Origin of the sequence: Actinomadura xylanilytica (assembly GCF_030283145.1) — a bacterium.
GTDB lineage: Bacteria > Actinomycetota > Actinomycetes > Streptosporangiales > Streptosporangiaceae > Spirillospora > Spirillospora xylanilytica.
The window spans coordinates 28,959-55,278 of record NZ_JASNWE010000006.1 but is presented as its reverse complement, the minus strand read 5'-3'; the positions used below and the strand labels follow the sequence as shown (position 1 = coordinate 55,278).

Below are 26,320 nucleotides of genomic sequence, written 5' to 3'. Positions count from 1 at the left end.
CGCAGCTCTGTCTCGGGCGCCCGCGCGGGAAGGCGTGCCGGTCCTGGAGCGTTGCAACCGACGTCTAGGCTTGTCAGGCCCCTGGCCCACTCCCGGAAGGTGTCCACGTGACCGCAGCTCCCCTGATCGGTGTCCTCGCCCTCCAAGGCGACGTGCTCGAGCACACGCGCGCGCTCGAGACCGCCGGGGCGCGCACCATGACGGTGCGCCGCCCCGAGGAGCTCGAACGCGTCGACGGGCTGGTGCTGCCCGGTGGCGAGTCCACCACCATGTGGAAGCTGGCCCGCACCTTCGACCTGCTGGACCCGCTGCGCAAGCGGGTCGAGGCGGGCCTGCCGGTGTACGGCTCGTGCGCCGGCATGATCATGCTCGCGGACCGGATCCGGGACGGCATCGAGGGCCAGGAGACCATCGGCGGCATCGACATGACCGTGCGGCGCAACGCGTTCGGCCGGCAGGTCGACTCCTTCGAGTCCGACGTCCTGCTGACCGGCATGGGGGACACGCCGTACCACGCCGTTTTCATCCGCGCACCCTGGGTCGAGACCGTCGGCACCGCCGTGGAGGTCCTCGGCCGCGCCGAGAGCGGCCGGAACGCCGGTAGGATCGTCGCCGTCCGGCAGGGCCGCCTCGTGGCGACCGCGTTCCATCCGGAGCTGACGGGCGACTACCGAGTGCACCACTACTTCGCCGATCTGGTGCGCCGGGCGACGGAGCAGGAGGATTGACAGATGTCCGGCCATTCCAAATGGGCGACGACCAAGCACAAGAAGGCTGCCCTCGATGCCAAGCGGGGCAAGCTCTTCGCCAAGCTGATCAAGAACGTCGAGGTCGCGGCGCGCACCGGCGGCGGCGACCCCGACGCCAATCCGACGCTGTACGACGCCATCTACAAGGCGAAGAAGAACTCGGTCCCCAACGACAACATCGAGCGTGCGCGCAAGCGCGGCGCCGGTGAGGAGGCCGGCGGCGCCGACTGGCAGAACATCACCTACGAGGGCTACGCCCCCGGTGGCGTCGCCGTGCTGGTCGAGTGCCTCACCGACAACCGCAACCGGGCCGCCTCCGAGGTGCGCGTCGCGCTGACCCGCAACGGCGGCTCGCTCGCCGACCCCGGATCGGTGTCCTACCTGTTCAACCGCAAGGGCGTCGTCATCGTGCCCAAGCAGGGCACCAGCGAGGACGACGTGATGATGGCGGTGCTGGACGCCGGTGCCGAAGAGGTCAACGAGCACGACGAGGACAACTTCGAGGTCGTCAGCGAGGCGGGCGACCTGGTCGCGGTCCGCACCGCCCTCCAGGAGCAGGGCATCGACTACGAGTCGGCCGAGAGCAAGTTCCTGCCGAGCGTCACCGTCCAGCTCGACGAGGACAGCGCCAGGAAGGTGTTCCGGCTCCTGGACGCGCTCGAGGACTCCGACGACGTCCAGGAGGTCTACGCCAACTTCGACGTGCCGGACGAGGTGCTCGCGGCGATCGACGCCTGACGCCCGCCGTCCCCGGACGCCGCCGTGCCCTCCGGGGCCGGCGGCGCCCTGGTTCCCGGACCCCGTCCCACCATGGCGTACGGTCTGGATCATGGAGATTCGCGCACTCGGTGCCGAGGAGATGGCCGGCACCCGTGACATCCGCTCCAGGGCCTTCGGGGCCATATCGGACGAGGCATGGGCGAACCGGCTGCGCGTCGCCGGGCCCGGCGTGGAGGCCGGGCGGTACCTCGCCGGATTCGACGGCGGCCGGGTGGTGGCCACGGCGTCGGTGTACGACATGACGCAGTGGTGGCGCGGGCGGTCGGTGTCGATGGCGGGAGTCAGCGGCGTGACCGTCGCCCCCGAGGAGCGGGGCCGCGGCGTCGGCCGCGCGATGATGACCGCCACGCTGCGGCGCTGCGCCGAGTTCGGACACGCGCTCTCGATGCTGTTCCCCCTGACCACGCCCCTCTACCGCTCGTTCGGATGGGAGCAGGCGGGCGCGCAGCACTGGACCGAGCTGCCGGCCGAGGCGCTGCGCGCCGTCCGGGCCGACGCGCGGGTCCCCGTACGGCGGCCCACGGCCGACGATGGCGCCGAGGTGGCCGCCGTCATCGACCGCGTGCACCGGACCGCCCTCGACTCCGGCCCGGTCGGCCTCGGAACGGCGCATTGGCGCATGGTCCTGGAGGAGGAGTCGAACTACGTCCACCTCGCCGAGGACGGATTCCTGTCCTACCACTGGGCCGATGGCAACAACGTGCTGAAGGTCGACCGCCTCGTCGCGGGCTCCGAGCGGACGCTCCGGGCCCTGTGGGCGATCGTCGGGTCGGGCTCCTCGGCCGCCCGCACCGTCCGCGCCTGCATCGGGCCGCAGGACCCCGTGCTGTGGCTCCTGCGCGAGCGCTCAGTCGAGGACGTCCGCCGCAAGCAGTGGATGCTCCGGGTGGTGGATGCGCCCGCCGCGATCGAGGCCCGCGGCTACCCGCCGGGGATCACCGCCGACGTCCCGCTCCGCGTCGAGGACGAGCACCTTCCCGCCAACGCCGGTTCCTGGCGGCTGACCGTCCGGGACGGTGAGGGGCGGCTGGAACGGTCCGCCGAAGACCCCGGCGCCCTGCGGCTCGGCGCCCGCGGCCTGGCCGCGCTCTACGCCGGCGTCCCCGGGGGCACCCTGCTGCGCTCGGGCCTGATCGAGGGCGGCGCGGCCGAGGCGGACGTGCTGTCCGGCGTCTTCGCGGCCTCCCCGTTCGCCCTCGACTACTTCTGACCGGCGCCGGCCCCGCCCGGCCCCGCTCCGGAACGGCCGCGCGACTTCCGGGCGGTGCGCCCGTCGGCGCGACGTTGTCGGCCGGGACCGGTAGCGTGTCGCCTGCCGAACAGATGATCGAAGGAGTGGCCGTGCGGGTGATGGGCGTGGACCCTGGGCTCACCCGGTGCGGGGTCGGCGTCGTCGACGGCGCCCCGGGCAAACCGCTCCGGCTGGTGCGCGTCGAGGTCGTGCGCTCCGCCCCGGACGACGAGGTCGCCCGGCGGCTGCTCGCCGTCGAGACGGGCATCGAGGCGCTGATGGACGAGCTGTGCCCGGACGCCGTCGCGGTCGAACGGGTGTTCGCACAGAACAACGTGCGCACCGTGATGGGCACCGCGCAGGCCGCCGGCGTCGCGATGCTGGCCGCGGCCCGACGCGGCCTGCCGGTCGCGCTGCACACCCCGAGTGAGGCCAAGGCCGCGGTGACCGGCAACGGCCGCGCCGACAAGGCCCAGGTGACCATGATGGTGACCCGGCTGCTGAGGCTGGACGCCCCGCCGAGGCCGGCCGACGCCGCCGACGCGCTGGCGCTGGCGATCTGCCACGTCTGGCGCGGCGGTGCCCAGTCCCGACTCGACCAGGCGCGCCTGGCCGCCCGCACCAAGAGCACAGGAGGATACGGGCAGTGATCGCCTTCGTCAGCGGCCAGGTGGCCGCCGCCGGACCGGACGGGGCCGTGATCGACGTGCACGGCGTCGGCTTCGCGGTGCAGTGCACCCCCGCCACCCTTGCCGGCCTGCGGGTCGGCGAGGAGGCCAGGGTGCCGACCTCGATGGTCGTCCGCGAGGACTCCCTCACCCTGTTCGGCTTCGCGGACGACGACGAGCGCCAGGTCTTCGAGCTGCTCCAGACCGCCAGCGGCGTCGGCCCCCGCCTCGCCCTGGCGATGCTCGCCGTGCACAGCCCCGACGGGCTGCGCCGCGCGGTCGCCGCCGAGGACCTGACCGCGCTCACCAAGGTCCCCGGCATCGGGAAGAAGGGCGCCCAGCGCATCGTCCTGGAGTTGAAGGACCGACTTGGCGACCCGGCCGGCGGCGCCGAGGGCGCGCGCGCCCCCGTGCGCGCCGCCGCGTGGCGCGACCAGGTCCAGGCCGGCCTGATCAACCTCGGCTGGACCGTTCGTGACGCCGACGCCGCCGTCGACGCGGTCGCCGCCGACCTCGGCGCCGGCGCGGCGCCGCCGGTCGCCGCGCTGCTCAAGGCCGCGCTGAAGAAGCTCAGCAAGTGAGCGAGCCCGACGAGCGGCTCATGTCGGCGAGCGCCGACGGGTCCGAGGAACAGGTGATCGAGGCCGCGCTGCGGCCCAAGAAGCTCGACGACTTCATCGGCCAGGAGCGCGTCCGCGAGCAGCTCTCGCTGGTGCTGCACAGCGCGATGCGGCGCGGCCGGACGCCCGACCACGTGCTGCTGTCGGGCGGCCCGGGGCTCGGCAAGACCACCCTCGCCATGATCATCGCGGCGGAGCTGGGGCAGCCGCTGCGGATCTCCTCCGGGCCCGCGATCGAGCGGGCCGGCGACCTGGCCGCGGTGCTGTCCACCCTCTCCGAGGGCGAGGTGCTGTTCCTCGACGAGATCCACCGGCTGGCCCGGCCCGCCGAGGAGATGCTCTACATGGCGATGGAGGACTTCCGGGTCGACGTCGTGGTGGGCAAGGGCCCCGGGGCGACCGCGATCCCGCTCGACATCGCCCCCTTCACCCTGGTGGGCGCCACCACCCGGGCCGGGATGCTGCCCGGCCCGCTGCGCGACCGGTTCGGGTTCGTCGCGCACATGGACTTCTACGACCCGGCCGAGCTGGAGGTGATCGTCCGGCGGTCCGCGCGGCTGCTGGAGGTGGAGATCTCCGACGCGGCGTCGGCCGAGGTGGCCGGACGGTCCCGCGGCACCCCGCGCATCGCCAACCGGCTGCTGCGCCGCGTCCGCGACTACGCCGAGGTCCGCTCCGACGGCACCGTCTCCGAAGACCTGGCGAAGGCCGCGCTGCACCTGTACGAGGTCGACGAGCGCGGCCTCGACCGGCTCGACCGGGCCGTCCTGGAGTCCCTGATGCGCAAGTTCGGCGGGGGGCCGGTGGGGCTGTCCACGCTGGCGGTGTCGGTGGGGGAGGAGCCCGAGACCGTCGAGGTGGTCGCCGAGCCGTTCCTGGTACGGCAGGGCCTGCTGGCGCGCACCCCGCGGGGCCGCATCGCGACCCCGGCCGCGTGGGCCCACCTCGGCCTGACCCCGCCGCCGGGCGCGCCGATGGCGGGTACCCTCTTCGAGGTCGGCGACGACCCCGGTCAGGGTGAATAGTGATCATCTGGTAACGGGTTGGGAACTTCCCGGCGTCGTCGCTCGTCACGTCGTTGCCGGGGTCTGGCGTACTCTCTAGACTCCGGGACTTGGTTCACACCGTCTCCAGCCGGCGGACCTCGGACGAGGCCGATCTGGCCACAGGCTGGGCAAAACACATCGGAAGGATGCCCCTGTGATGGGCAGCAACATGATTATCGCGGCCGAATCGGGCGGCAGCGGGGCCACCTCCCTGCTGCTTCTGCTCGCCGTGCCCCTGGTCTTCTACTTCCTGCTGATCCGGCCGCAGAGCAAGCGCCGGAAAGAGCAGCTCCAGATGCAGAACCGCATGGAGCCGGGCGCGCGGGTGCTGACCACCAGCGGCATGCACGCCACGGTCGTGTCCGTCGACGACGACGGCCTGACCCTCGAGATCGCCCCCGGCGTCGAGGCCCGCTTCGTCAAGCAGGCCGTCATGCAGGTCCTGAAGGACGAGGTCGAGGACGCCGAGCTCGACGAGGACGACGAGATCGAGGACGGCGACGAGGACACCGCCTCCGGCGACTCGGTCGACCTGGCCAAGAAGGGCGACGAGGTCGGGCTGTCCAAGTCCGGGACCGACGCCGGGGCCAAGGGCTCGAAGGACGCGGCGAAGGACGTTGCCGATGGCGGCGCGGACGAGTCCGGCGAGGCCGGCGACGTCCCGTCCAACGGGAAGGCCAAGGCCGAGGCAGTGGAGAAGCCCTCGGCCTGACGCCCGGCCGGCAACGACTCAAGACGGGAAGTAAGACGACCAGTGGCTCCGCCTCGTAGCAACGTTTCCAGGCCAGGGCGCACACTCCTCGCGCTCTTCGCGGTCATCGCCGCCCTGATCGGCGTGATGCTCCTCCAGGGCCGCCCGGTGCCCAAGCTGGGCCTGGACCTCGCCGGCGGGACGACCGTCACGCTGACCGCCAAGACCACGAGCGGCAAGTCGCCGCCGTCCAGCCAGATGGACCAGGCCGTCAAGATCATGACGCAGCGGGTCAACGGCCTGGGCGTGGCCGATGCGGAGGTCGCCAAGCAGGGCAGCAACAACATCGTGGTGAACGTGCCCGGCGAGGGGCAGAGCCGCGTCGTCCAGCTGATCGGGACCACGGCCAAGCTCCAGTTCCGTCAGGTCTTCGCGGTCGCCGACGGCAAGCCCACCACGGCTCCGACGGCCTCGCCCTCGGCGAGCCCGACCGGCAAGGGCAAGGGCAAGAAGAGCCCCGAGCCGAGCACCTCGCCCTCGGCCAAGCCGTCGTCGTCGGCCGTGCCGGGGACGCCCACAGCGTCGCCGCGGGGCCGCGCGCTCTCCCAGGCGCTCACCGCGCCGACGCCCACGTCCGGATCGTCCGCCCCGCCCTCGGCCCCGGCCTCGCCGGCGCCGACCGCGCAGCCGACGCTCCCGCCCGAGGCGCAGCAGGGCGCCGACCTGTCGGGCGTCGACAAGGCCGTGATCAAGCAGTTCGAGGAGCTCGACTGCACCCAGGCCGACAAGCGGGTGCCGGGGGCCAACGACCCCAATCGCAAGTGGGTCGCCTCCTGTGACCAGAAGGCCGAGAACGGTCAGGTCGCCAAGTACATCCTCGGGCCGGTCCGGGTCCTGGGCGAGGACGTCTCCAGCGCCAACGCGATGCCGCCGGACGCGCAGCAGGGACAGGCCAGCTGGTCGGTTGCGCTGAAGTTCGACGGCAAGGGCGGCAAGCAGTTCGGCGAGGTCACCACCCAGGCCTACCAGGCCTACCAGCAGAACCCGAGCTCTCCGCAGGCGCAGGTCGCGATCGTGCTCGACGGGCAGGTCGTCTCCGCGCCCAGCATCAACCGCGGTGCGATCACCGGCGGCACCGCCAGCATCGACGGGCCGCCCGACAGCTTCACCCAGCAGTACGCCACCGACCTCGCCAACGTGCTGAAGTACGGCGCGCTGCCGCTGGAGTTCACCCAGAGCTCGATCGACGAGGTGTCCTCCACGCTCGGCTCCGACCAGCTCAGGGGCGGGCTGATCGCCGGCGGCATCGGTCTGATCCTGGTGTTGCTCTACTGCCTGGCCTACTACCGGGGCCTCGGCCTGGTGGCGGTCTCCAGCCTGCTGGTCGCCGCCGGCATCACCTATCTGATGGTGGTGATCCTCGGCGAGAACATGGGCTTCCGGCTGTCGCTGCCGCACATCATCGGCCTGATCGTCTCCATCGGCATCACCGCCGACTCGTTCATCGTCTACTTCGAGCGGCTGCGCGACGAGCTGCGGGCGGGCCGCCGGCTGCGGCCCTCGATCGAGAACGCGTGGAAGCGCGCCCGCCGCACCATCCTGGTCGCCGACGCGGTGACCTTCCTGGCCGCGCTGGTGCTGTTCTTCCTCGCCGTCGGCGGCGTCGCGGGCTTCGCGTTCGCGATGGGGCTCACCACGCTGATCGACGTGGTCGTGGTGTTCTTCTTCACCAAGCCGATGGTCGCGCTGCTGTCCAGGACCGACTTCTTCGGCAAGGGGCACCCGATGTCGGGGCTGGATCCGCGCAAGCTGCACCGTAGGCCCGAGCCCGACGCGGCCACCCGTCCGTCGACGCGTCAGGAGGCCTGACCATGGGATTTCGCGGATCCGTCGCCCGGATCTACCGGGGCGAGGTCAGTGCCAACATCGTCGGCAAGCCGAAGCTGTGGTACACGATCTCGGGGCTGCTGCTCCTGCTGTCCATCACCGGCCTGCTCGTGCAGGGGCTCAACTTCGGCGTGGAGTTCAAGGGCGGCTCGGTCTTCACCTTCAAGGCCCCGACGTCGTCCATCGAGCAGGTCCGCGGCGCCGTCACCGGCGGCGGCGCGCACCAGGCCATCGTGCAGAAGGCCGGCGAGGACTGGCGGGTCACCACCGAGAGCCTCGACTCGGCGCAGGTCACCAAGGTCAAGGACAACGTCGCCAAGGACCTGAGCGTCCAGCCCGACAAGGTCAGCACCCAGGTGGTCGGAGCCTCGTGGGGTGGTGAGATCCAGAAGAAGGCCTGGCAGGCGCTGGCCGTCTTCATGATCTTGATCATCGCCTACCTGTCGGTGGCCTTCGAATGGCGGATGGCGCTGGCCGCAGTGGTGGCGCTGGTGCACGACCTGGTCATCACCGCCGGCATCTACGCCTGGTCCGGCTTCGAGGTCACCCCGGCCACCCTGCTGGGATTCCTGACCATCCTCGGCTACTCGCTGTACGACGCCGTCGTGGTGTTCGACATGATCAAGGAGGTCACCAAGCCGCTCGGGCCGACCTCCAAGGTCACCTACAGCCAGGCGGCGAACGAGGCGATCAACAACACCCTGGTCCGCTCGCTCAACACCTCGCTGGTGGCGATCCTGCCGGTGGCGGCGATCCTGTTCATCGGGACCTCGCTGTTCGGCGCCGGCACGCTGAAGGACCTGTCGCTCGCGCTGTTCGTCGGCATGATCGTCGGCACCTACTCCTCGATCTGCGTGGCCACCCCGCTGCTGGTCCAGCTCAAGGAGCGCGAGCCGAAGTACCGGCAGCTGCGCGAGAACATCGCCCGCCGCGAGCAGAGCGCCAAGCGCAAGGCCAAGACCGCCAGGGCGGCGGGCGCCGCCGAACCCGCGGACGAGGCCGACGGCGACGGCGACGACGGCGATGGCGACGACGACGCCCCCGAGGACGGCGCCTCCGGGGACGATCCGTCCGCCGACGACGTGCGGGCCTCGGTCACCGTCCGCAAGGTCGTCCAGCAGGGACCGCGGCACCAGCCGCGGCGCGGCTCCCGGCAGCAGCGCCGGGGCGGCGGCAAGTAGCACCCGTTTTCCGAGAACCGAAACCAGCGTTTCCGGCCGTGCCGGTGCCCGCCATCCCTCCGGTGGCGGGCACCGGCACGGCCGGCGCATGAGCAGGGAGCGTGCCCCATGGACCTCGACAAGCTGATCCGGGGCCGGATCCGCGACATCGACGACTACCCCAAGCCGGGCGTGGTCTTCAAGGACATCACGCCGCTGCTGGCCGACCACGTGGCCTTCGCGGGGGTGGTCGACGCGATCGTCAACCACCACGGCCGCGGCACCATCGACAAGATCGTCGGGATCGAGGCGCGCGGATTCATCCTCGCCGCCCCGGTCGCCTACCATTTCGGCGCGGGCTTCGTCCCGGTGCGCAAAAAGGGAAAGCTGCCGGCGCGGACGCACGAGCAGACCTATGATCTCGAATACGGGACCGAGACGATCCAGATGCACACCGACGCGTTCGGCCCCGGTGAACGGGTGTTGATCGTCGACGACGTGCTGGCCACCGGGGGGACGGCCAGGGCGGCGGCCGAGCTGGTCCGCCGGGCCGGTGGAGAGGTCGCCGGGCTGTCGGTGCTGATGGAGCTGTCATTCCTGCACGGCCGCGACAAACTAGGGGATCTGGACGTCCATTCCCTGGTTACGGTCTAGCACGAAAAGGGCGCCGGATACACTGGGCGACATCACGGTCCGGTGGGGACGGGCGCTTCCCGCGGGGCGGGCAGGCAGTGCGCCCACTGGGTCTAAGGAGGCTGGGTGCCAGGTGAGGTGGTATCGACCGGCGCGCTGAGCGACGCCGTGGCGGGCCCCGAGCCCGGCGCCGGACGGGAGACCGCCGCGACCGGGCCCGGCGAGGCGGGCGCGACGGCGGCCCGCCCGGGTCCGGTCGCGACCGGACCCGGCACGTCGGGAGCCGCCGAGACGGCCCCGGCGCCCGCGGCGCCTCCCTCGCGCGGCGACGGGCCCGCCCGGGACCGCGCCCAGACCGGAGCATCTGACCAGGGAGAGCGCGAGCCCGGGAGCCGCGCCGCCCGCTCCGCCTCCACCGGGGGGTCCGCGGACCCCTTTCCGGAACCGGCCACGGAGCCCGCCTCCGCGGCCACGCCGTCCATCACCTCCAGACCGACGCCGGCCACGATTCCGCCGTCCGCCGCCCGGGTGCGACGCAGGCTCGCCAGGCTGGGCGCCCAGCGGGGCCCCACTATGAACCCGGTACTTGAACCACTCATCAAGACGGTCCGCAACACCCATCCGAAGGCGGATCTGCGGCTCATCGAGCGCGCCTACGACGTCGCGGCGCACTACCACCGCGAGCAGAAGCGCAAGAGCGGCGACCCCTACATCACCCATCCGCTCGCGGTCTCCACGATCCTCGCCGAGCTGGGCATGAACACCGAGACGCTGTGCGCGGCGCTGCTGCACGACACCGTCGAGGACACCCCGTACACCCTCGACGAGCTGCGCGCCGACTTCGGCGACGAGATCGCCGCCCTGGTCGACGGGGTGACCAAGCTCGACAAGGTCAAGTACGGCGAGGCCGCCGAGGCCGAGACGGTCCGCAAGATGGTCGTGGCCATGTCCCGCGACATCCGGGTCCTGGTGATCAAACTCGGCGACCGGCTGCACAACATGCGCACGCTGCGCTACATGCCGCGGCACAAGCAGGAGAAGAAGGCCCGCGAGACGCTGGAGGTGTTCGCGCCGCTGGCCCATCGCCTCGGGATGAACACCCTCAAGTGGGAGCTGGAGGACCTGGCCTTCGCCACCCTCTACCCCAAGCGCTTCGACGAGATCGCCCGGCTGGTCTCCGAGCGCGCGCCGCGGCGCGACATCTTCCTCCAGGAGGTCATCGAGAACGTCTCGGGCGACCTGCGGGACGCCCGGATCAAGGCGACGGTGACCGGACGGCCCAAGCACTACTACTCGATCTACCAGAAGATGATCGCCCAGGACGTCAGCTTCGACGACATCTACGACCTGGTCGGCATCCGGGTCCTGGTCGACAGCGTCCGCGACTGCTACGCGGCCCTCGGCTCGATCCACGCGCGATGGAACCCGGTCCCCGGCCGGTTCAAGGACTACATCGCGATGCCGAAGTTCAACATGTACCAGTCGCTGCACACCACGGTGATCGGGCCCGAGGGCAAGCCGGTCGAGCTCCAGATCCGCACGTGGGGGATGCACCGCCGCGCCGAGTACGGCGTCGCCGCGCACTGGAAGTACAAGGAGGAGACGGTCGCCGGCCGCAAGGCGGGCGACATGCAGTGGCTGCGCCAGCTGCTCGACTGGCAGAAGGAGACCGCCGACCCCGCCGAGTTCCTGGAGTCGCTGCGCTTCGACCTGTCGGTCTCGGAGGTCTTCGTCTTCACCCCCAAGGGCGACGTGATCGCGCTGCCGCAGGGCGCCACCCCGGTCGACTTCGCGTACGCGATCCACACCGAGGTCGGCCACCGGTGCATCGGCGCCCGCGTCAACGGCCGGCTGGTGCCGCTGGAATCCGCGCTCGACAACGGCGACGCCGTCGAGGTCTTCACCTCCAAGTCGCAGGACGCCGGGCCGAGCCAGGACTGGCTCAACTTCGTCAAGAGCGCCCGCGCCCGCAACAAGATCAAGCACTGGTTCTCCAAAGAGCGCCGCGACACCGCGATCGAGACCGGCAAGGACTCCATCGCCCGCGCGATGCGCAAGCAGAACATGCCGCTCCAGCGGATGATGTCGGGCGAGGCGCTGCTCGCCCTCGCCCGCGACATGCGCTACCCCGACGTCTCGTCCCTGTACGCCGCCGTCGGCGAGAGCCACGTCTCGGCGCAGCACGTCGTGCAGCGGCTCGTCGACGCGCTCGGCGGTGTCGAGAGCGCCGAGGAGGACCTGGCCGAGATCGCGCTGCCCACCCGGCGCAAGCGCAAGACCCCCGCGGGCGACCCCGGCGTGGTCGTGGCGGGCGACTCCGACGTCTGGGTCCGGCTGTCGCGCTGCTGCACCCCGGTCCCGGGCGACGACATCGTCGGCTTCGTCACCCGCGGCCACGGGGTCTCGGTGCACCGCAACGACTGCGCGAACGTCGCCAGCCTGAAGACCGAGCCCGACCGGCTGATCGACGTCAAGTGGTCGCCCGGCGAGGACTCGGTCTTCCTGGTCGCGATCCAGGTCGAGGCGCTCGACCGGCCCCGGCTGCTGTCGGACGTCACCCGGCTGCTGTCGGACCAGCACGTCAACATCCTGTCGGCCTCGGTCACCACCACCCGCGACCGCGTCGCCGTCAGCCGCTTCACCTTCGAGATGGGCGACCCCAAGCACCTCGGCCACGTCCTCAAGGCCGTCCGGTCCATCGACGGCGTCTACGACGTCTACCGCGTCACCAGCGGCGCCACCCGCTGACGCGCCGCCCGGGCCGGAACGGCGAGAGGCCCGCCGCGGGTGCGGCGGGCCTCTGCGGTCCTGCGGGTCAGGCTTCGGCGGGGGCGTCCTCGGGGATCACGTCGATGCCCGCCTCCTTGCGCTGCTGCGGGGTGATGGGGGTGGGCGCGGCGGTCAGCGGGTCGTAGCCGGACGCCGCCTTCGGGAAGGCGATCACATCGCGGATCGAGTCCTGCCCGGCCAGGAGCATGACGGTGCGGTCCCAGCCGAACGCGATGCCGCCGTGCGGGGGCGGGCCGAACTTGAACGCCTCCAGCAGGAAGCCGAACTTCGACTCGGCCTCCTGCTTGGACATGCCGAGCACCTCGAACACCCGCTGCTGCATCTCGGCGCGGTGGATGCGGATCGAGCCGCCGCCGATCTCGTTGCCGTTGCAGACCAGGTCGTAGGCGTCGGCGAGGGCCGAGCCCGGGTCGTCCTGGAAGGTGGCGGCGTACTCGGGCTTGGGCGCGGTGAACGGGTGGTGCACCGAGGTCCAGCCGATCTGCTCGCCCTTGTCGTCCTCGACCGGCTCGAAGACCGGGGCGTCCACCACCCAGGTGAACGCCCACGCGGACTCGTCGATCAGGCCGCGGCGGCGGCCGATCTCCAGTCGGGCCGCGCCGAGCAGCTCCTGGGTGGCGTGCCGCTTGCCCGCGCCGAAGAAGATCGCGTCGCCGGGCGCGGCGCCGGTCGCGGCGGCCAGGCCGGCCTTCTCGGTGTCGGACAGGTTCTTGGCGACCGGGCCGCCGAGGGAGCCGTCCGGCTGGAGCAGCACGTAGGCGAGGCCGCGGGCGCCGCGGGCCTTGGCCCAGTCCTGCCAGGCGTCCAGCTCCTTGCGGGTCTGCGCGGCGCCGCCGGGCATCACGACCGCGCCGACGTAGGGGGCCTGGAAGACGCGGAAGGAGGTGCCGGCGAAGTACTCGGTGAGGTCGGTCAGCTCGTTGCCGAACCGCAGGTCGGGCTTGTCGGAGCCGTACCGGGCCATCGCCTCGGCGTAGGTGATGTGCGGGATCGGCCGGGGGATCTCGTGGCCGGCGATCTCCTTCCAGAGCCGCGCGACCAGGTCCTCGCCGACCTGGAGGACGTCGTCCTGGTCGGCGAACGACATCTCGATGTCGATCTGGGTGAACTCGGGCTGCCGGTCGGCGCGGAAGTCCTCGTCCCGGTAGCAGCGGGCGATCTGGTAGTAGCGCTCCAGGCCGCCGACCATGAGGAGCTGCTTGAACAGCTGCGGCGACTGGGGCAGCGCGTACCAGTGGCCGGGCTTGAGCCGGACCGGGACCAGGAAGTCGCGGGCGCCCTCAGGGGTGGAGCGGGTCAGCGTGGGCGTCTCGACGCTGACGAAGCCGCGCTCGCGCAGCACGTCGTGCACGAGGAACGCGGCCTCGGAGCGGATCCGCACGGTGCGGGCGACCGACTCGCGGCGGATGTCGAGGTAGCGGTACTTGAGCCGGACCTCCTCGTTGACGTTGACGTCGCCCTCGATCGGGAACGGCAGCGGGGCGGCCTCGGAGAGCACCTCGATGTCGGTCGCGGCGACCTCGATGGCGCCGGTCGGCAGCTCGGGGTTCTCGTTGCCCGCGGGACGGATCCGGACCTCGCCGACGACCTTGACGCAGTACTCCGCGCGCAGGTCGTGGGCGGCCTCGTCCTCGCGGAAGACGACCTGCGCGGTGCCGGAGGCGTCGCGCAGGTCGATGAAGGTGACCCCGCCGTGGTCGCGGCGCCGGCCGACCCAGCCGGCCAGCGTCACCTGCTGCCCGGCGTGCTCCGGGCGGAGGGTTCCCGCCTCGTGCGAGCGGATCATCGTGAAAGCCTTTCCGTCAGCGTCGAAGTGAGCTCGGTGAGCGGCACGGCCGCCTGGTCGCCGCCGGCCAGGTCCTTGACCTGGGCGGTGCCGGCGGCGATATCTCGCTCGCCGAGGATCACCGCGTACGCGGCCCCGGACCGGTCGGCGTCCTTCATGGCGCCCTTGAGCTTCTTGCCCCCGTAGGCCATGTCGGCGGCCACACCGGCGCCGCGCAGCTCGGCGACCAGGCCGAACAGCCGCCGCTCGGCGTCCTGGCCGAGCGCGACGCCGAACACCTGGCAGCGCGGCTTGACGGCGAACGCCGCGCCCTGCGGGGTGCCGGACTCGGCCTCCAGCGCCAGGATCGTCCGGTCGAGGCCGAGCCCGAAGCCGATGCCGGGCAGCGCGGGGCCGCCGATGTCCTCCGACAGGCCGTCGTACCGACCGCCGCCGCCGATGCCCGACTGGGCGCCGAGCAGGGGGTGGTCGAACTCGTAGGTGGTGCGGGTGTAGTAGTCGAGCCCGCGGACCAGGGTGGGGGTGTCCTCCCACCCGATGCCGAGGTCGCCGAGCAGCTCGCGGACCCGGTCGTGGTGCGCCTTGCAGGCGGCGCACAGGTGGTCGGCCATCAGCGGGGCCCCGGCGAGCCGCTCGCGCACCTGGGGCCGCTTGTCGTCCAGGACCCGCAGCGGGTTGATCTCGATGCGCTCGCGGGTGGCCTCGTCGAGGTCGAGCCCGCGCAGGAACTCCTGGAGCAGGGCCCGGTAGGCGGGACGGCACTCCTTGCAGCCGAGGGAGTTGAGCAGCAGCCGCACCCCGGTCAGGCCGAGCGAGCGGTACCAGTTGGACGCGATCGCGATCGTCTCGGCGTCGACCTGCGGGTCCTCGCTGCCGATCGCCTCCAGGTCGAGCTGGTAGAACTGCCGGTAGCGGCCCTTCTGCGGCCGCTCGGCGCGGAACGCGGGGCCGGTGGTCCACACCTTGACCGGCAGCGCGCCCTCCTTGTGCAGGTTGTTCTCCAGCACCGACCGCAGCACCGTCGCGGTGAACTCGGGACGCAGCGTCAGCGACCGGCCGCCGCGGTCCTCAAAGGTGTACATCTCCTTGCTGACCACGTCGGTGGACTCGCCCACGCCGCGCTTGAACAGGTTGGTGTCCTCGAACACCGCCAGTTCGAGGTAGCCGTAGCCGGCCAGCCTGGCCTGCTCGGCGAACGCCTCGCGGATGGCGTAGAACAGGTCGGCGCGCGGAGGAACGTATTCACTGACCCCCTTGGGGGCCTGGAAGCTCGAACTCATGATCTTTTAGGCTCAGAATCCCTTGTCAGGACCGTCGGAGGGCACCAGATCCGGGTTTCCTGGGGAGTCCCCCCGCGGGAGGTCCTTAAGGAACGGATTGGTCGCGCGCTCACGGCCGATGGTGGTCTGCGGCCCGTGGCCGGGCAGCACGGCGGCCTCGTCGGGCAGGCTGAGGCACACCCGCGACAGGCTCGCGAGGATCTCCTCGTACGAGCCGCCCGGCAGGTCGGTGCGCCCGATCGACCCGGCGAACAGCAGGTCGCCGGTGAACACCACGTCGGGGACGTCGCCCGCCGGAGGCGTCCGGAAGGTCACCGACCCGGGCGTATGGCCCGGGGCGTGGCCCACGGTGAAGCTCAGCCCGGCCAGCTCGAGCGCGTCGCCGTCGGCCAGCTCCTTGACGTCGTCGGGCTCGGTCAGCGTCAGCCCGCCGAAGAACTGCTGCCCCGCGTTCAGCGACAGGCCCTTGGCCGGGTCGGTGAGCAGGTCGCGGTCGTCCGGATGGATGTAGGCGGGGACGTCCTTGGCGCCGCACACCGGGGCGACCGACCAGACGTGGTCGATGTGGCCGTGGGTGAGCAGGACCGCCACCGGCTTGAGCCGGTGCTCGCGCAGGAGATCGTCGATGCCGCCCTGGGCGTCCTCGCCGGGGTCGACGATCACGCACTCCTCGCCCGCGGCGGGCGCCACGACATAGCAGTTCGCGGCGAACGATCCAGCTGGGAACCCTGCGACGAGCACGATCGTCCTTCCTTTTGGGCCGTTTCGGCCGGGCCGTGTGAGCGGGCGTCCCTGTGTCTTTCCTGAACGTTTCCGCGGAGCCGTGTTCCTCATGCTCCGCGGCCCGAGGACGGGCTCCGGGCGCGCGCGGTGGCTCCGAGGGTACCGGCGCGGCCGTGGCCATCGCGAACGAGATAGCAGATCGCCGTGTCGGCGCGGCGTAGCGGGCACCGGACGGGCGGCGCGTCCGGCCGCCGGTACCGCTACTATGCGCTGCACGTTCACCTGATCACAGCGGAGGGGCAGGCACGTGGCGGGGAAGGACCGCAAGAAGCAGCTCGCGCGGCAGCGCTACGAGCGTCAGGAGCAGCGCCGGCTGGCCGAGGCCGCCCGCGCCCGCCGGATCCGCGTCATCGGCGCGGTGGTGGCGGTGGCGGTGATCGCCGGCGGCGCCGCCGGGATCGCGGTGATGCTCGGCAAGGACGACCCGTCCAAGGCCGACGCCGCGGCGCCCACCGCGTCGCCGCAGGCCAAGGTCAAGCCCGGGGAGTGCGCCTACACCCCGGCACAGAGCGAGGGGGCGCCCAAGGACCTCGGCACGCCGCCGGTCAAGCCGGCCCGCACCGGCACGGTCAAGGCCGAGATCAAGACCAGCCAGGGCGACATCGGGCTGAAGCTGGACGCCAAGAAGGCGCCGTGCGCGGTGAACTCCTTCGCCTTCCTGGCCGACAAGGGCTTCTGGAAGAAGAGTCACTGCCACCGGTTGTCGGCGAGCGAGGGGCTGAAGATGCTCCAGTGCGGCGACCCCACGGGCAGCGGCTCCGGCGGTCCCGGCTACCAGTTCGCCAACGAGAACACCGAGGGCGCCAAGTACACCAAGGGCACGCTCGCCATGGCCAATTCCGGCGCCGACACCAACGGCAGCCAGTTCTTCCTGGTGTACGGCGATTCGCAGCTGTCACCCGACTACACGGTGTTCGGCGAGATCACCTCGGGTCTGGACGAGCTGGAGAAGGTCGCCAAGGCCGGCGTCGAGAAGGCGGGACAGGACGGCACCGGCGAGCCGAAGAAGAAGGTCACGATCCAGGACGTCACGATCGCCGGGAAATAGGCGAACGGGATACTAAGGTGTGGAGGGTCCGGTGAGTGTGAGCACGATCGGACCTGCGATTCAGGAGGCAAGGGTGTCCAGCGCGACCGATCCCTGGGGCCGGGTTGACGAGGACGGCACCGTCTATGTCAGGACGTCGGACGGCGAACGCGTCGTGGGGTCCTGGCAGGCAGGGGCCCCCGAGGAGGCGCTGGCCTACTTCAAGCGCAAGTACGACTCGCTGGCCACCGAGATCGGCCTCCTGGAGCAGCGGGTCCGCACCACCGACCTGCAACCGGCCCAGGCCCAGCAGAGCGTCCAGCGGCTGCGCGAGGCCGTGACCGACGCGCACGCCGTGGGCGACCTCGAGGCGCTGGCGCGGCGGCTCGACGGCCTCACCGAGCAGGTCGGCCGGCGCCGCGAGGAGGTCAAGGCGCAGCGCGAGCACGCCCGGCACGAGGCGCGCGAGACCAAGGAGCGCATCGTCGCCGAGGCCGAGCGCATCGCGGTCGAGGAGACGCACTGGAAGAACGGCGGTGAGCGGCTCCGGCTGCTGGTCGAGGAGTGGAAGGCCGCCGAGCGCATCGACCGGCCCACCGAGACGGCGCTGTGGAAGCGGCTGTCCTCGGCCCGCAACGCCTTCACCAAGCGCCGCAAGGTCTACTTCGCGACCCTGGACGACCAGCGCGAGGAGGCCCGCCGCGAGAAGGAGCGGCTGGTCGCCGAGGCCGAGACGATGACCGGCTCCACCGACTGGGGCGACACGGCGGCCGCCTACCGCGAGCTGATGCGCCGCTGGAAGGCGGCCGGCCGCGCCGGGCGGGACGCCGAGGAGGACCTGTGGGCCCGCTTCAAGGGCGCCCAGGACACCTTCTTCGCCGCCCGCACCGCGGTCTTCGCCGAGCGTGACGCCGAGTTCCAGGTGAACGCCGAGGAGAAGGAGCGGATCCTCGCCGAGGCCGAGCGGCTGCTGCCCGTCCGCGACGTCCGGCAGGCGCGGCAGGCGCTGCGCACCCTCCAGGAGCGCTGGGAGGCGGCCGGGATGGTGCCGCGCGACCAGCGCGACCGGCTGGAGGGGCGGCTCCGCAAGATCGAGGAGACGATCCGCTCCGCCGAGGAGTCGGAGTGGCGGCGCACCAACCCCGAGGCCCGCGCCCGCGCCGAGGCCACGGTGACCCAGCTGCGCACCACCATCGAGCAGCTGGAGAAGCGGCTCGGCAAGGCCCGCGACGCCGGCCGCGCCAAGGACGCCAAGGACGCCGAGGAGGCGCTGGCGGCCCGCCGTGCCTGGCTCGAAGAGGCCGAGCGCACCCTGGCCGAGTTCTCCTGACCGCCCGTCCCCCCGCGGCCCCTGGGTCCGCTCGGCCTCCGGCTCAGACGGCGCGGCCGAGGAAGCTCAGCAGCCTGGTCTGCTCGTCGGCGCCGCGCGGGGCCGGCCGGGCCGGGCCGAGCCTCCCGGTCTCGCGCAGCGTGGCGGCGAGCACCTGGGCGGTCGCGAACGCGTGGTGCACCAGGTCGGGGTCGAGCCGGGCCGGCTGCCCGGTGGCCCGTGCCAGGTCCCAGGCGTGCACCAGCGGCTCCAGGATGTAGCCCTCCAAGAAGTCGCCCAGCGGCAGTTCGCCGAGCCCGGCGAAGGGGATCGGGCGGGCCAGCGCCTCCGGGGTGAGCGCCGCGGCGCACTCCTTGCGGGCGGTGCGCCAGGCCATCAGCGCGTCCCCGGGGCTGAACGCGGCGGGGGCGGCCCACAGGTCCGGCGGGGGTGCCCCGGCGGCCAGCGCCTGGATCATGCGCTGACCGCCGGTGACGTGCCCGGCGACGTCCCGCGCGGTCCATCCCGCGCACGGTGACGGCGCCTCCCAGCCGTCGCGGGCGACCCCGCCGACCACGCCCTCGAAGAGATCCAGTGCCCGGTGGTAGCCGGTGAGTGTCTGAGCCATGGTGGTCAGTGACCCGCGATCGGCGTTCGCTGTCAAGCACAACGGCTCAGACGGCCTCCGACCCGCGCTCCCTCAGCATCCGGTTCATCAGATCGATCTCGGCCTGCTGCCCGTTCACCATGCTGCGCGCCAGCGCCCGCACCCGCGCGTGCCCGGTGCGGTCCAGGACCGCCTCGGCCATGGCGACGCCGGCGCGGTGGTGGGCGACCATCAGCCGCAGGAAGAGGATCTCGGCGGCACGGCCCGAGGCGTGCTCCAGCTCGCCCAGCTGCTCGCGCGTCGCCATCCCCGGCATCCTGGCCGCGCCGGCCCCCGCCTGGAGCGCCGGGGACACGGTCGGGGGTGCCGCCCGGGACGCCCCGCCGTGGCCGCCGTGGCCGGACATCCAGCGCATGGGCCCGGCCGGGTCGCTCTTCGGGAGGTCCCACTCGTCCAGCCAGGCCGTCATCATGCCGATCTGTGCCGACTGGGTGTTGATGATGTCGTAGGCCAGTAGCCGTACGGCCGCGTCCCCGGTACGGTCCCGGACGATGAACGACATCCGTACCGCCTGGGCGTGGTGGGCGCTCATGTCGCGCGCGAACCCGGCCTCGGGCCCGTCGGTCCCGGGCCGCTCCGAACGCAGCGTCGCCAGGCCGGTCAGGACGGCCGCGATCAGGACGACGGCCACGGCGAGGACGACGGTCGCCCGCCGCCCCCGCCCCCGCCCCCGCGCCGGAGTGGCGGCGGCGGGGGCGGAGGCGGACTCGGCGGGCTCGTTCGCCGAGGTCACGGGGTGTCCTTGGCCCCGTCGCAGGCCGCGCCGGGCTCCTGGGTCTGCGGGCCCTTCACGAAGGCGCGGAGGAACGCGTCGATCCGCCCGTCGTCGGCGTTCTGCACCTTGACCTGCTTGCCCCACGCGGTGAGGGCGAGGGGGGCGTCCAACCCCGGGTAGGGGCTCATCAGGGTGTAGTCGGTCGCGCTGACCTTGTCCTGGAGGAGCTTGACCTGGTCGGCGGGCAGGTCGGGCCGGTAGGAGATCCATACGGCGCCGTGCTCCAGCGAGTGCACCGCGTTCTCGTTGCGGAGCTGCCGGTCGTAGACGTGGGCGTCGCAGTTCTGCCACATCGGGTCGTGGGCGCCGCCCATCGGCGGGCTGGTGTCGTACTTGACCGGGTCGGAGGTGTGGTCGCGGCTGAGGCCGTCCTTCTGGACCAGCCCGGCGATCGCGCCGCCGGAGCCGGAGGCCGACGACGGTCTGCTCTGCATGAAGGCGTAGGAGATCGCGACGATCGCCACCACGCCGATCACGGCGAAGAAGGCGATGCCGCCCCAGGGCACCTGGCGCTGGGTCAGGACGTTGCGCTGCGCGCGGTTCCGGGCGTTCTTGGACACGGGACGAACCTCTCAAGGCTGCTGTACTCGCGAAGACGGGACGTGCGGAGCCGCCGTGCCGCCGTGGGCATGGCGCCATCCGCGGGCCTCACGGCCCGTCCGTCACAGCCGCAGCACCTGAAGGGAGCTCAGCGAAGGAAGCGGCGGTGCTCCGCCCGTCCGGGGGGCGGGGGCCCGGCCGCGCCGCGCCGGGAACCGCAGGCCCGAGCGGCGCGGGGCGGCGGCCAGCGCGAGCACCATGAGGGTGAGCAGGACGGCCATCGAGAGGCAGGCGTACAGCGGGCCGGACAGCGGTGAGTCGGACGGGGCCGCCCAGGCCCCCCGGATCGCGGCCGGGCCGCCGTCCGGAGCGGCGACCGCCGCCGGGCCCGCCTCGTCGCCATGGTGCGACAGCGCCTCGGCGACGCCGGACGGCACGGTGACGTAGTGCTCGGTGCACACCCGCATCGGCGGCGCGTGGCCCAGCCCGTAGCTGAAGACCAGCCCGGCCACGACGAGGAGCGCCACGAGCAGGCCCGCCTGCCCGTGCCGCCGCCGCAAAGCCGTACCGGCCACCGTCACGCTCCTGTTTTCACCTTCGCGCGATACCAACGCCGCAGCCCCGCGCGGGGTTCCCGGGACGGCCGCCGCACCGCGCGCCCGCCGGGACGGCGGCGCTCTGCCCGGGATGTCCGCGGGGCGGGATAGTCTCGGCAAGTGACCAGCAGGGTGGAACCGGGCCAGCCGGAGGGCCTCTTCGACGATCCGGCGGGGGAGGCGACCGCCCCCTCCGCCTTCGCCGGGAGCGTGCCCGCGGCCGGGTCGTCCGGCGGACGCGGCGGGGCGGAGCAGCCGCTCGCCGTCCGGATGCGCCCGCGCGGCCTGGACGAGGTGGTCGGGCAGGCGCACCTGCTCGGCCCCGGCACGCCGATCCGGCAGCTCGTCGACCGGGACGTCCCGATGTCGCTGGTGCTGTGGGGTCCGCCCGGCACCGGCAAGACCACCCTCGCCACCGTCGTGAGCCACGCCACCCAGCGCCGCTTCGTCGAGGTCTCCGCGGTCAGCGACGGGGTCAAGCGGGTCCGCGCCGAGATCGAGCTGGCCCGCCGCGAGCTCGGCATGACCGGCCGGCAGACCGTCCTGTTCGTCGACGAGGTGCACCGCTTCAACAAGGCCCAGCAGGACGCGCTGCTGCCGGCCGTGGAGAACCGCTGGGTGTCGTTCATCGGCGCCACCACCGAGAATCCGTTCTTCTCGGTGATCAGCCCGCTGCTGTCCCGGTCGCTGCTGCTCACGCTCGAGCCGCTCGGCGACGACGCGCTGCGCGAGGTGGTCCGGCGGGCGCTCGCCGACGAGCGGGGGCTGGACGGCGCGGTCGAGCTCGACCCGGCCGCCGAGGACCACCTGATCCGGCTGGCCGGCGGCGACGCCCGCCGCACCCTCACCTACCTGGAGGCCGCCGCGCTGGTGGTCGAGGACGGGCGGCCGATCGACGCCGACGTGCTGGAGCGCGCGGTCGACCGGGCCGCGGTCCGCTACGACCGCGAGGGCGACCAGCACTACGACGTGATCAGCGCGTTCGTCAAGAGCATCCGCGGCAGCGACGTCGACGCCGCGCTGCACTACCTGGCCCGCATGATCGAGGCGGGCGAGGACCCCCGCTTCATCGCCCGGCGGCTGATCGTGCACGCGAGCGAGGACGTCGGGATGGCCGACCCGACCGCGCTCCAGACCGCGGTCGCCGCGGCGCAGGCGGTCGAGTTCGTCGGCCTGCCCGAGGCCCGCATCAACCTGGCCCAGGCGGTGATCCACCTCTCCCTGGCGCCCAAGTCCAACGCGGTGATCACGGCGGTGGACGGGGCGCTCGGCGACGTCCGCAAGGGCCTGGTCGGATCGGTCCCCATGCACCTGCGCTACGCGCATTACAAGGGCGCGGCGAAGGTCGGGCACGGCCAGGGCTACAAGTACGCCCATGATCATCCGGGCGGGGTGGTCGCGCAGCAGTACGCGCCCGACCCGGTGCACGGGCGCGAGTATTACCGTCCGACCAAGCACGGCGCCGAGGGCCGCTTCACCGAGGTCCTGGCGCGCATCCGCTCGGTGCTGCGCGGTTCCGCCGGCGGTGGCCGGGGCCGCGGCGGGGGGCAGGGCGGCTGACCGCGCCGATGATCATTCCGGGGCCATGATCCCGCCATCCGGCGCCGCCGCCCGGTAGCCTGCCGGGACAACCTGGGGTGCCGGGCCCCCGCCGCCGCAGCGGCGCGGCCGGGCCGGACGGGGCCTTCCGCTCCGCACGGCCGGGACCGGTGCCCACGGTATGGTCTGTCAGGCCGGGCCCGGCCCTGAGCCGAAACACAGCGAACGGAGGCCCTGATGCTTACTGGTGGACAGCTGGCCGGCCTCATCGTGGCCGTGTTCTGGGCGGTCCTCGTGTCCTTCCTCGCTTTCACCCTGCTCAAACTCGCCCGCCTGCTCCGCGAGGCCGGAAAGGTCGTCTCCGAGTTCGGCGACCAGGCCGGGCCCCTCATGGAGGACATGACCCGCACCGTCCGGCGCGCCAACGAGCAGCTCGGCCGCACCGACGTGATCACCAAGCAGGTCGCCGGCGTCACCCAGAACGTCTCGGCGGTCACCACCGTCATGACCTCCGTGGTCGGCGGCCCGCTGGTCAAGGCCGCGGCCTTCTCCTACGGGGTCCGCAAGGCCCTCGGTAACCGCGACGGCGCCGGCCGCGAGCACGGCGGCGACCGCCCGCAGCTGCCCGCCCGCCCGTCCGGCAAGGTCCGCAAATGACCCGCGCCGACGCCTACCCGCGGCGCCGCGAGGGCGCACACCCCCGGCACCGCGCGGACACGCTCCCGCGGCACCGCGCCGCGAGACGGGGCGGTGCGCGATGAAACGGCTGTTCTGGCTCTCGGTGGGCGCCGGCGCCGGCGTCTACGCGACCCACCGGGTCAAGCGCAAGGTGGAGCGGTTCGCGCGCACCTGGTCCCCGGAGGGCGTCGCGGTCCGCGCGGTCGGCGCCGGGCAGGGCGCCGGGCGGCGGCTCCGGTACTTCGCCTCTGACGTGCGCACCGAGATGCAGGCCCGCGAGGCGGAGTTGCGCGAGGCGATCGAGATCGACCAGGCTCCGCCCGAACTCGAGGGTCCCCGGCGCCGCCGGGTCCTCAAAGCGCGTTACACGATCATCGACGACGACAAGGATGGCCACTGATCATGGAGTCGGCAGAGGTGGCGCGCCGCTTCCTCAAGTTCTACGAAGAGCGCGGGCACGCCGTGGTGCCCTCGGCCAGCCTGATCGCCGAGGACCCGACCCTGTTGCTGGTCAACGCCGGCATGGTCCCGTTCAAGCCGTACTTCCTCGGCCAGCGCACGCCGCCGTCGCAGCGGATGACCAGCGCCCAGAAGTGCGTCCGGACGCCGGACATCGAGGAGGTCGGGAAGACCACCCGGCACGCCACGTTCTTCCAGATGCTGGGGAACTTCTCCATCGGGGACTACTTCAAGGAGCAGGCGATCCCGTTCGCCTGGGACCTGCTGACCCGGCCGGAGGGCGAGGGCGGCTTCGGTTTCCCCGAGGAGAAGCTGTGGGTCACCGTCTTCCAGGATGACGACGAGGCCCGCGGCATCTGGCACGACAAGGTCGGGGTCCCGCTGGACCGGATCCAGCGCCGCGGCATGGAGGACAACTTCTGGTCGATGGGCGTGCCCGGCCCGTGCGGACCCTGCTCGGAGATCTACTACGACCGGGGCCCCGAGTACGGCCGCGAGGGCGGCCCCGTCGCCGACGAGGACCGCTACCTCGAGGTGTGGAACCTGGTCTTTATGCAGTTCGAGCGCGGACCCGGCAGCGGCAAGGACGACTTCCCGATCCTCGGCGACCTGCCGTCCAAGAACATCGACACCGGCATGGGCCTGGAGCGGATGGCGGCGATCCTCCAGGGGGTCGACAACATCTACGAGACCGACACGCTCTGGAAGGTCCTCGACCGGGCGGCCGAGCTGACCGGCGCCGGGTACGGCCGCGACCACCGCGCCGACGTGTCGCTGCGGGTCATCGCCGACCACGTGCGCAGCGGCACGATGATGGTCGCCGACGGCATCCGTCCCGGCAACGAGGGCCGCGGTTACGTGCTGCGCCGCATCCTGCGCCGCTCCATCCGCAACCTGCGGCTGCTCGGCGGCGACTCCGCCGGGCTCATGCACGAGCTCACCGCCGTCGCGGTCGCGGCCATGGGAGAGCAGTACCCCGAGCTGGTCCGCACCGCCGCCGGCATCCACACGGTGATCGACGCCGAGGAGGACTCCTTCCTCCAGACGCTGCGCACCGGCACCACGATCTTCGACACCGCGGTGGCCGAGACCCGGCGGTCCGGCAGCCCCGCGCTCGCCGGCGAGCAGGCGTTCAAGCTGCACGACACCTACGGCTTCCCGATCGAGCTGACCCTGGAGATGGCCTCCGAGCAGGGCCTCCAGGTCGACGAGGCCGGCTTCCGCCGGCTCATGGCCGAGCAGCGCGACCGCGCCAAGAAGGACGCACGCGACAAGAAGACCGGCAACCTCGACGTGTCGGTCCTGGACGACCTGCTCACCCGCTCGGGCGGCAGCGTCGACTTCATCGGCTACGACAACGTGATCGGCGAGGCCCGCCTGGTCGGGCTGCTGGTCAACGGCGGCAACGTGCGCGCCGCCGGCGAGGGCGCCGAGGTCGAGGTCGTCCTGGACCGTACCCCGTTCTACGCCGAGGGCGGCGGCCAGCTCGCCGACCACGGCGTCATCCGGCTCGGCAACGGCGCCGTCGTCGAGATCGACGATGTGCAGACCCCGCTCGCCGGCCTGGTCGTGCACCGCGGCCGGGTCCGCAGCGGCGAGGCGCAGACCGGCGACACCGCCTACGCCGAGATCGACGTGTCGCGGCGCCGGGCGATCTCCCGCTCGCACACCGCGACCCACATGGTGCACGCCGGGTTCCGCCGCGCCCTCGGCGAGTCCGCCGCGCAGGCCGGCTCGGAGAACTCGCCCGGCCGGTTCCGGTTCGACTTCACCGCCTCGGGCGCCGTGCCGGTCAGCGTGCTGCGCGACGTGGAGGACGAGGTCAACGACGTCCTGATCAACGACATGGACGTGCGCGCGTTCCACACCTCCATCGACGAGGCCCGCTCGATGGGCGCGCTCGCCCTGTTCGGCGAGAAGTACGGCGACCGGGTGCGGGTCGTCGAGGTCGGCGACTACTCCCGCGAGCTGTGCGGCGGCACCCACGTGGCCCGCTCCGGGCAGCTCGGCCTGATCAAGGTGCTCGGCGAGGCGTCCATCGGCGCCGGCGTCCGCCGTGTCGAGGCCCTGGTCGGCATCGACGCCTTCCGCTTCCTGGCCCGCGAGAGCGTGCTGGTCGCACAGCTCGCCGAGCAGATGAAGACCCGCAAGGACGAGCTCCCCGAGCGGATCTCCGGGGTGGTCACCCGGCTCCGCGACGCCGAGAAGGAGCTCGACAAGCTCCGTTCCCAGCAGGTCCTGGCGATCGCCGGCTCGCTGGCGGACGGCGCCCGGGACATCGGCGGGGTCGCCTACGTGGGCCACCAGGCCCCCGCCGGCACCGGCGCCGACGACCTGCGCAAGCTCGCCGTGGACGTCCGCGGCCGGCTGGCCGCGCGTCCCGCCGTCGTGATGGTCGTCGGCGTGCCCAAGGACCGTCCGGTCGTGGTCGTCGCCGTCACCGAGGGCGCCCGCGAGCGCGGCCTCAAGGCCGGCGCGCTGGTCGGCCTGGCCGCCAAGGCGCTGGGCGGCGGCGGTGGCGGCAAGGACGACCTGGCCCAGGGCGGCGGCGCCAACGCCGGTGCGCTGGGCGACGCCCTGGCCGCCGTGGAACGAGCCGTAGGGGCCGTGTGACCGACGTGCGGAC

Annotated in this window: 24 protein-coding genes; 17 read left to right on the top strand and 7 right to left on the bottom strand. The window is 72.4% G+C overall.

All coding sequences use genetic code 11. The features are described 5' to 3' along the window. The first annotated feature begins 107 nt into the window (after nucleotides 1–107). From pdxT to QP090_RS34405, 11 genes are all read left to right on the top strand, one after another. Complete coding sequence (gene pdxT / locus QP090_RS34455; protein WP_285943915.1) at nucleotides 108–728, top strand: pyridoxal 5'-phosphate synthase glutaminase subunit PdxT; 621 nt, start codon at nucleotides 108–110, stop codon at nucleotides 726–728. Between the two features lie 3 nt (nucleotides 729–731). Then, nucleotides 732–1,487: a YebC/PmpR family DNA-binding transcriptional regulator gene (locus QP090_RS34450; protein WP_285943913.1), complete on the top strand. Its 756-nt coding sequence runs from the start codon at nucleotides 732–734 to the stop codon at nucleotides 1,485–1,487. A gap of 91 nt (nucleotides 1,488–1,578) precedes the next feature. Continuing rightward, on the top strand, nucleotides 1,579–2,739 hold the full coding sequence (locus tag QP090_RS34445) for a GNAT family N-acetyltransferase (RefSeq protein WP_285943912.1): 1,161 nt from the start codon (nucleotides 1,579–1,581) through the stop codon (nucleotides 2,737–2,739). 113 nt (nucleotides 2,740–2,852) lie between these two features. Next, the gene (gene ruvC / locus QP090_RS34440; RefSeq protein WP_285943910.1) at nucleotides 2,853–3,410 is read left to right on the top strand and encodes a crossover junction endodeoxyribonuclease RuvC; all 558 of its coding nucleotides are present in this window, start codon (nucleotides 2,853–2,855) and stop codon (nucleotides 3,408–3,410) included. Then, nucleotides 3,407–4,009, top strand: coding sequence for a Holliday junction branch migration protein RuvA (gene ruvA, locus QP090_RS34435; protein ID WP_285943909.1), 603 nt, complete (start codon nucleotides 3,407–3,409; stop codon nucleotides 4,007–4,009). Before ruvC ends, ruvA begins: the two co-directional genes overlap by 4 nt. Next, the gene (gene ruvB / locus QP090_RS34430; RefSeq protein ID WP_285943908.1) at nucleotides 4,006–5,073 is read left to right on the top strand and encodes a Holliday junction branch migration DNA helicase RuvB; all 1,068 of its coding nucleotides are present in this window, start codon (nucleotides 4,006–4,008) and stop codon (nucleotides 5,071–5,073) included. Before ruvA ends, ruvB begins: the two co-directional genes overlap by 4 nt. Before the next feature lie 178 nt (nucleotides 5,074–5,251). Further along, a complete protein-coding gene (gene yajC / locus QP090_RS34425; RefSeq protein WP_285943906.1) occupies nucleotides 5,252–5,806 on the top strand; it encodes a preprotein translocase subunit YajC in 555 nt (184 codons plus the stop codon). A 42-nt stretch (nucleotides 5,807–5,848) separates the two neighbouring features. Continuing rightward, nucleotides 5,849–7,654, top strand: coding sequence for a protein translocase subunit SecD (gene secD, locus QP090_RS34420; RefSeq protein ID WP_349666532.1), 1,806 nt, complete (start codon nucleotides 5,849–5,851; stop codon nucleotides 7,652–7,654). 2 nt (nucleotides 7,655–7,656) lie between these two features. After that, on the top strand, nucleotides 7,657–8,853 hold the full coding sequence (gene secF, locus QP090_RS34415) for a protein translocase subunit SecF (protein ID WP_285943905.1): 1,197 nt from the start codon (nucleotides 7,657–7,659) through the stop codon (nucleotides 8,851–8,853). A 108-nt stretch (nucleotides 8,854–8,961) separates the two neighbouring features. Further along, nucleotides 8,962–9,486 (top strand): adenine phosphoribosyltransferase, encoded by a 525-nt coding sequence (locus QP090_RS34410; protein ID WP_285943903.1) that lies wholly within the window; start codon nucleotides 8,962–8,964, stop codon nucleotides 9,484–9,486. Between the two features lie 552 nt (nucleotides 9,487–10,038). After that, nucleotides 10,039–12,213, top strand: coding sequence for a RelA/SpoT family protein (locus QP090_RS34405; protein ID WP_285944064.1), 2,175 nt, complete (start codon nucleotides 10,039–10,041; stop codon nucleotides 12,211–12,213). A gap of 67 nt (nucleotides 12,214–12,280) precedes the next feature. Here the strand turns inward: QP090_RS34405 and aspS are convergent, their stop codons facing one another. From aspS to QP090_RS34390, 3 genes are read right to left on the bottom strand one after another with little or no spacing between them, the layout of a single operon-like run. Then, complete coding sequence (aspS, locus tag QP090_RS34400; protein ID WP_285943901.1) at nucleotides 12,281–14,041, bottom strand: aspartate--tRNA ligase; 1,761 nt, start codon at nucleotides 14,039–14,041, stop codon at nucleotides 12,281–12,283. Continuing rightward, nucleotides 14,038–15,321 (bottom strand): histidine--tRNA ligase, encoded by a 1,284-nt coding sequence (hisS, locus tag QP090_RS34395; protein ID WP_285943900.1) that lies wholly within the window; start codon nucleotides 15,319–15,321, stop codon nucleotides 14,038–14,040. The genes aspS and hisS overlap by 4 nt, the downstream gene beginning before the upstream one ends. A 12-nt stretch (nucleotides 15,322–15,333) precedes the next feature. After that, nucleotides 15,334–16,062: an MBL fold metallo-hydrolase gene (locus QP090_RS34390; protein ID WP_285943899.1), complete on the bottom strand. Its 729-nt coding sequence runs from the start codon at nucleotides 16,060–16,062 to the stop codon at nucleotides 15,334–15,336. Between the two features lie 289 nt (nucleotides 16,063–16,351). Between QP090_RS34390 and QP090_RS34385 the strand changes: the two genes are divergently transcribed. Both QP090_RS34385 and QP090_RS34380 read left to right on the top strand, forming a co-directional pair. Continuing rightward, the gene (locus tag QP090_RS34385; protein ID WP_285943898.1) at nucleotides 16,352–17,152 is read left to right on the top strand and encodes a peptidylprolyl isomerase; all 801 of its coding nucleotides are present in this window, start codon (nucleotides 16,352–16,354) and stop codon (nucleotides 17,150–17,152) included. 73 nt (nucleotides 17,153–17,225) lie between these two features. Next, a complete protein-coding gene (locus tag QP090_RS34380) occupies nucleotides 17,226–18,461 on the top strand; it encodes a DUF349 domain-containing protein (protein WP_285943897.1) in 1,236 nt (411 codons plus the stop codon). A gap of 43 nt (nucleotides 18,462–18,504) precedes the next feature. Here QP090_RS34380 and QP090_RS34375 read toward each other — a convergent pair whose 3' ends face one another. The 4 genes from QP090_RS34375 to QP090_RS34360 all read right to left on the bottom strand — a co-directional run bounded on the left by QP090_RS34375 (nucleotide 18,505) and on the right by QP090_RS34360 (nucleotide 20,997). After that, nucleotides 18,505–19,068 carry a TIGR03086 family metal-binding protein gene (locus QP090_RS34375; RefSeq protein WP_285943895.1) on the bottom strand — a complete coding sequence of 188 codons (564 nt, stop codon included), beginning with the start codon at nucleotides 19,066–19,068 and terminating at the stop codon, nucleotides 18,505–18,507. Between the two features lie 46 nt (nucleotides 19,069–19,114). After that, a complete protein-coding gene (locus QP090_RS34370) occupies nucleotides 19,115–19,840 on the bottom strand; it encodes a DUF305 domain-containing protein (RefSeq protein WP_285943894.1) in 726 nt (241 codons plus the stop codon). Then, nucleotides 19,837–20,442 (bottom strand): thioredoxin-like domain-containing protein, encoded by a 606-nt coding sequence (locus QP090_RS34365; protein ID WP_285943893.1) that lies wholly within the window; start codon nucleotides 20,440–20,442, stop codon nucleotides 19,837–19,839. Before QP090_RS34365 ends, QP090_RS34370 begins: the two co-directional genes overlap by 4 nt. A 102-nt stretch (nucleotides 20,443–20,544) precedes the next feature. Further along, nucleotides 20,545–20,997 (bottom strand): hypothetical protein, encoded by a 453-nt coding sequence (locus tag QP090_RS34360; RefSeq protein ID WP_285943891.1) that lies wholly within the window; start codon nucleotides 20,995–20,997, stop codon nucleotides 20,545–20,547. Nucleotides 20,998–21,288: 291 nt separating this feature from the next. Between QP090_RS34360 and QP090_RS34355 the strand changes: the two genes are divergently transcribed. From QP090_RS34355 to alaS, 4 genes are all read left to right on the top strand, one after another. Then, on the top strand, nucleotides 21,289–22,578 hold the full coding sequence (locus tag QP090_RS34355) for a replication-associated recombination protein A (protein ID WP_285944063.1): 1,290 nt from the start codon (nucleotides 21,289–21,291) through the stop codon (nucleotides 22,576–22,578). 216 nt (nucleotides 22,579–22,794) lie between these two features. Further along, nucleotides 22,795–23,214, top strand: coding sequence for a DUF948 domain-containing protein (locus tag QP090_RS34350; RefSeq protein WP_285943890.1), 420 nt, complete (start codon nucleotides 22,795–22,797; stop codon nucleotides 23,212–23,214). Nucleotides 23,215–23,314: 100 nt separating this feature from the next. Continuing rightward, nucleotides 23,315–23,635: a DUF6167 family protein gene (locus QP090_RS34345; RefSeq protein ID WP_285943889.1), complete on the top strand. Its 321-nt coding sequence runs from the start codon at nucleotides 23,315–23,317 to the stop codon at nucleotides 23,633–23,635. A 2-nt stretch (nucleotides 23,636–23,637) separates the two neighbouring features. Next, a complete protein-coding gene (alaS, locus tag QP090_RS34340; RefSeq protein ID WP_285943888.1) occupies nucleotides 23,638–26,307 on the top strand; it encodes an alanine--tRNA ligase in 2,670 nt (889 codons plus the stop codon). The last annotated feature ends 13 nt before the right edge of the window (nucleotides 26,308–26,320 follow it).

What these genes read in the sequence shown, in the direction of transcription:
- ruvC (WP_285943910.1), top strand. Translation starts at nt 2,853, where the DNA reads ATGATCGAAGGAGTGGCCGTGCGGGTGATGGGCGTGGACCCTGGGCTC.
- aspS (WP_285943901.1), bottom strand. Translation starts at nt 14,041, where the DNA reads ATGATCCGCTCGCACGAGGCGGGAACCCTCCGCCCGGAGCACGCCGGG.
- secF (WP_285943905.1), top strand. Translation starts at nt 7,657, where the DNA reads ATGGGATTTCGCGGATCCGTCGCCCGGATCTACCGGGGCGAGGTCAGT.
- QP090_RS34375 (WP_285943895.1), bottom strand. Translation starts at nt 19,068, where the DNA reads ATGGCTCAGACACTCACCGGCTACCACCGGGCACTGGATCTCTTCGAG.
- QP090_RS34445 (WP_285943912.1), top strand. Translation starts at nt 1,579, where the DNA reads ATGGAGATTCGCGCACTCGGTGCCGAGGAGATGGCCGGCACCCGTGAC.
- QP090_RS34345 (WP_285943889.1), top strand. Translation starts at nt 23,315, where the DNA reads ATGAAACGGCTGTTCTGGCTCTCGGTGGGCGCCGGCGCCGGCGTCTAC.
- QP090_RS34350 (WP_285943890.1), top strand. Translation starts at nt 22,795, where the DNA reads ATGCTTACTGGTGGACAGCTGGCCGGCCTCATCGTGGCCGTGTTCTGG.
- alaS (WP_285943888.1), top strand. Translation starts at nt 23,638, where the DNA reads ATGGAGTCGGCAGAGGTGGCGCGCCGCTTCCTCAAGTTCTACGAAGAG.
- QP090_RS34410 (WP_285943903.1), top strand. Translation starts at nt 8,962, where the DNA reads ATGGACCTCGACAAGCTGATCCGGGGCCGGATCCGCGACATCGACGAC.
- QP090_RS34450 (WP_285943913.1), top strand. Translation starts at nt 732, where the DNA reads ATGTCCGGCCATTCCAAATGGGCGACGACCAAGCACAAGAAGGCTGCC.
- QP090_RS34355 (WP_285944063.1), top strand. Translation starts at nt 21,289, where the DNA reads ATGCGCCCGCGCGGCCTGGACGAGGTGGTCGGGCAGGCGCACCTGCTC.
- yajC (WP_285943906.1), top strand. Translation starts at nt 5,252, where the DNA reads ATGGGCAGCAACATGATTATCGCGGCCGAATCGGGCGGCAGCGGGGCC.
- hisS (WP_285943900.1), bottom strand. Translation starts at nt 15,321, where the DNA reads ATGAGTTCGAGCTTCCAGGCCCCCAAGGGGGTCAGTGAATACGTTCCT.
- QP090_RS34405 (WP_285944064.1), top strand. Translation starts at nt 10,039, where the DNA reads ATGAACCCGGTACTTGAACCACTCATCAAGACGGTCCGCAACACCCAT.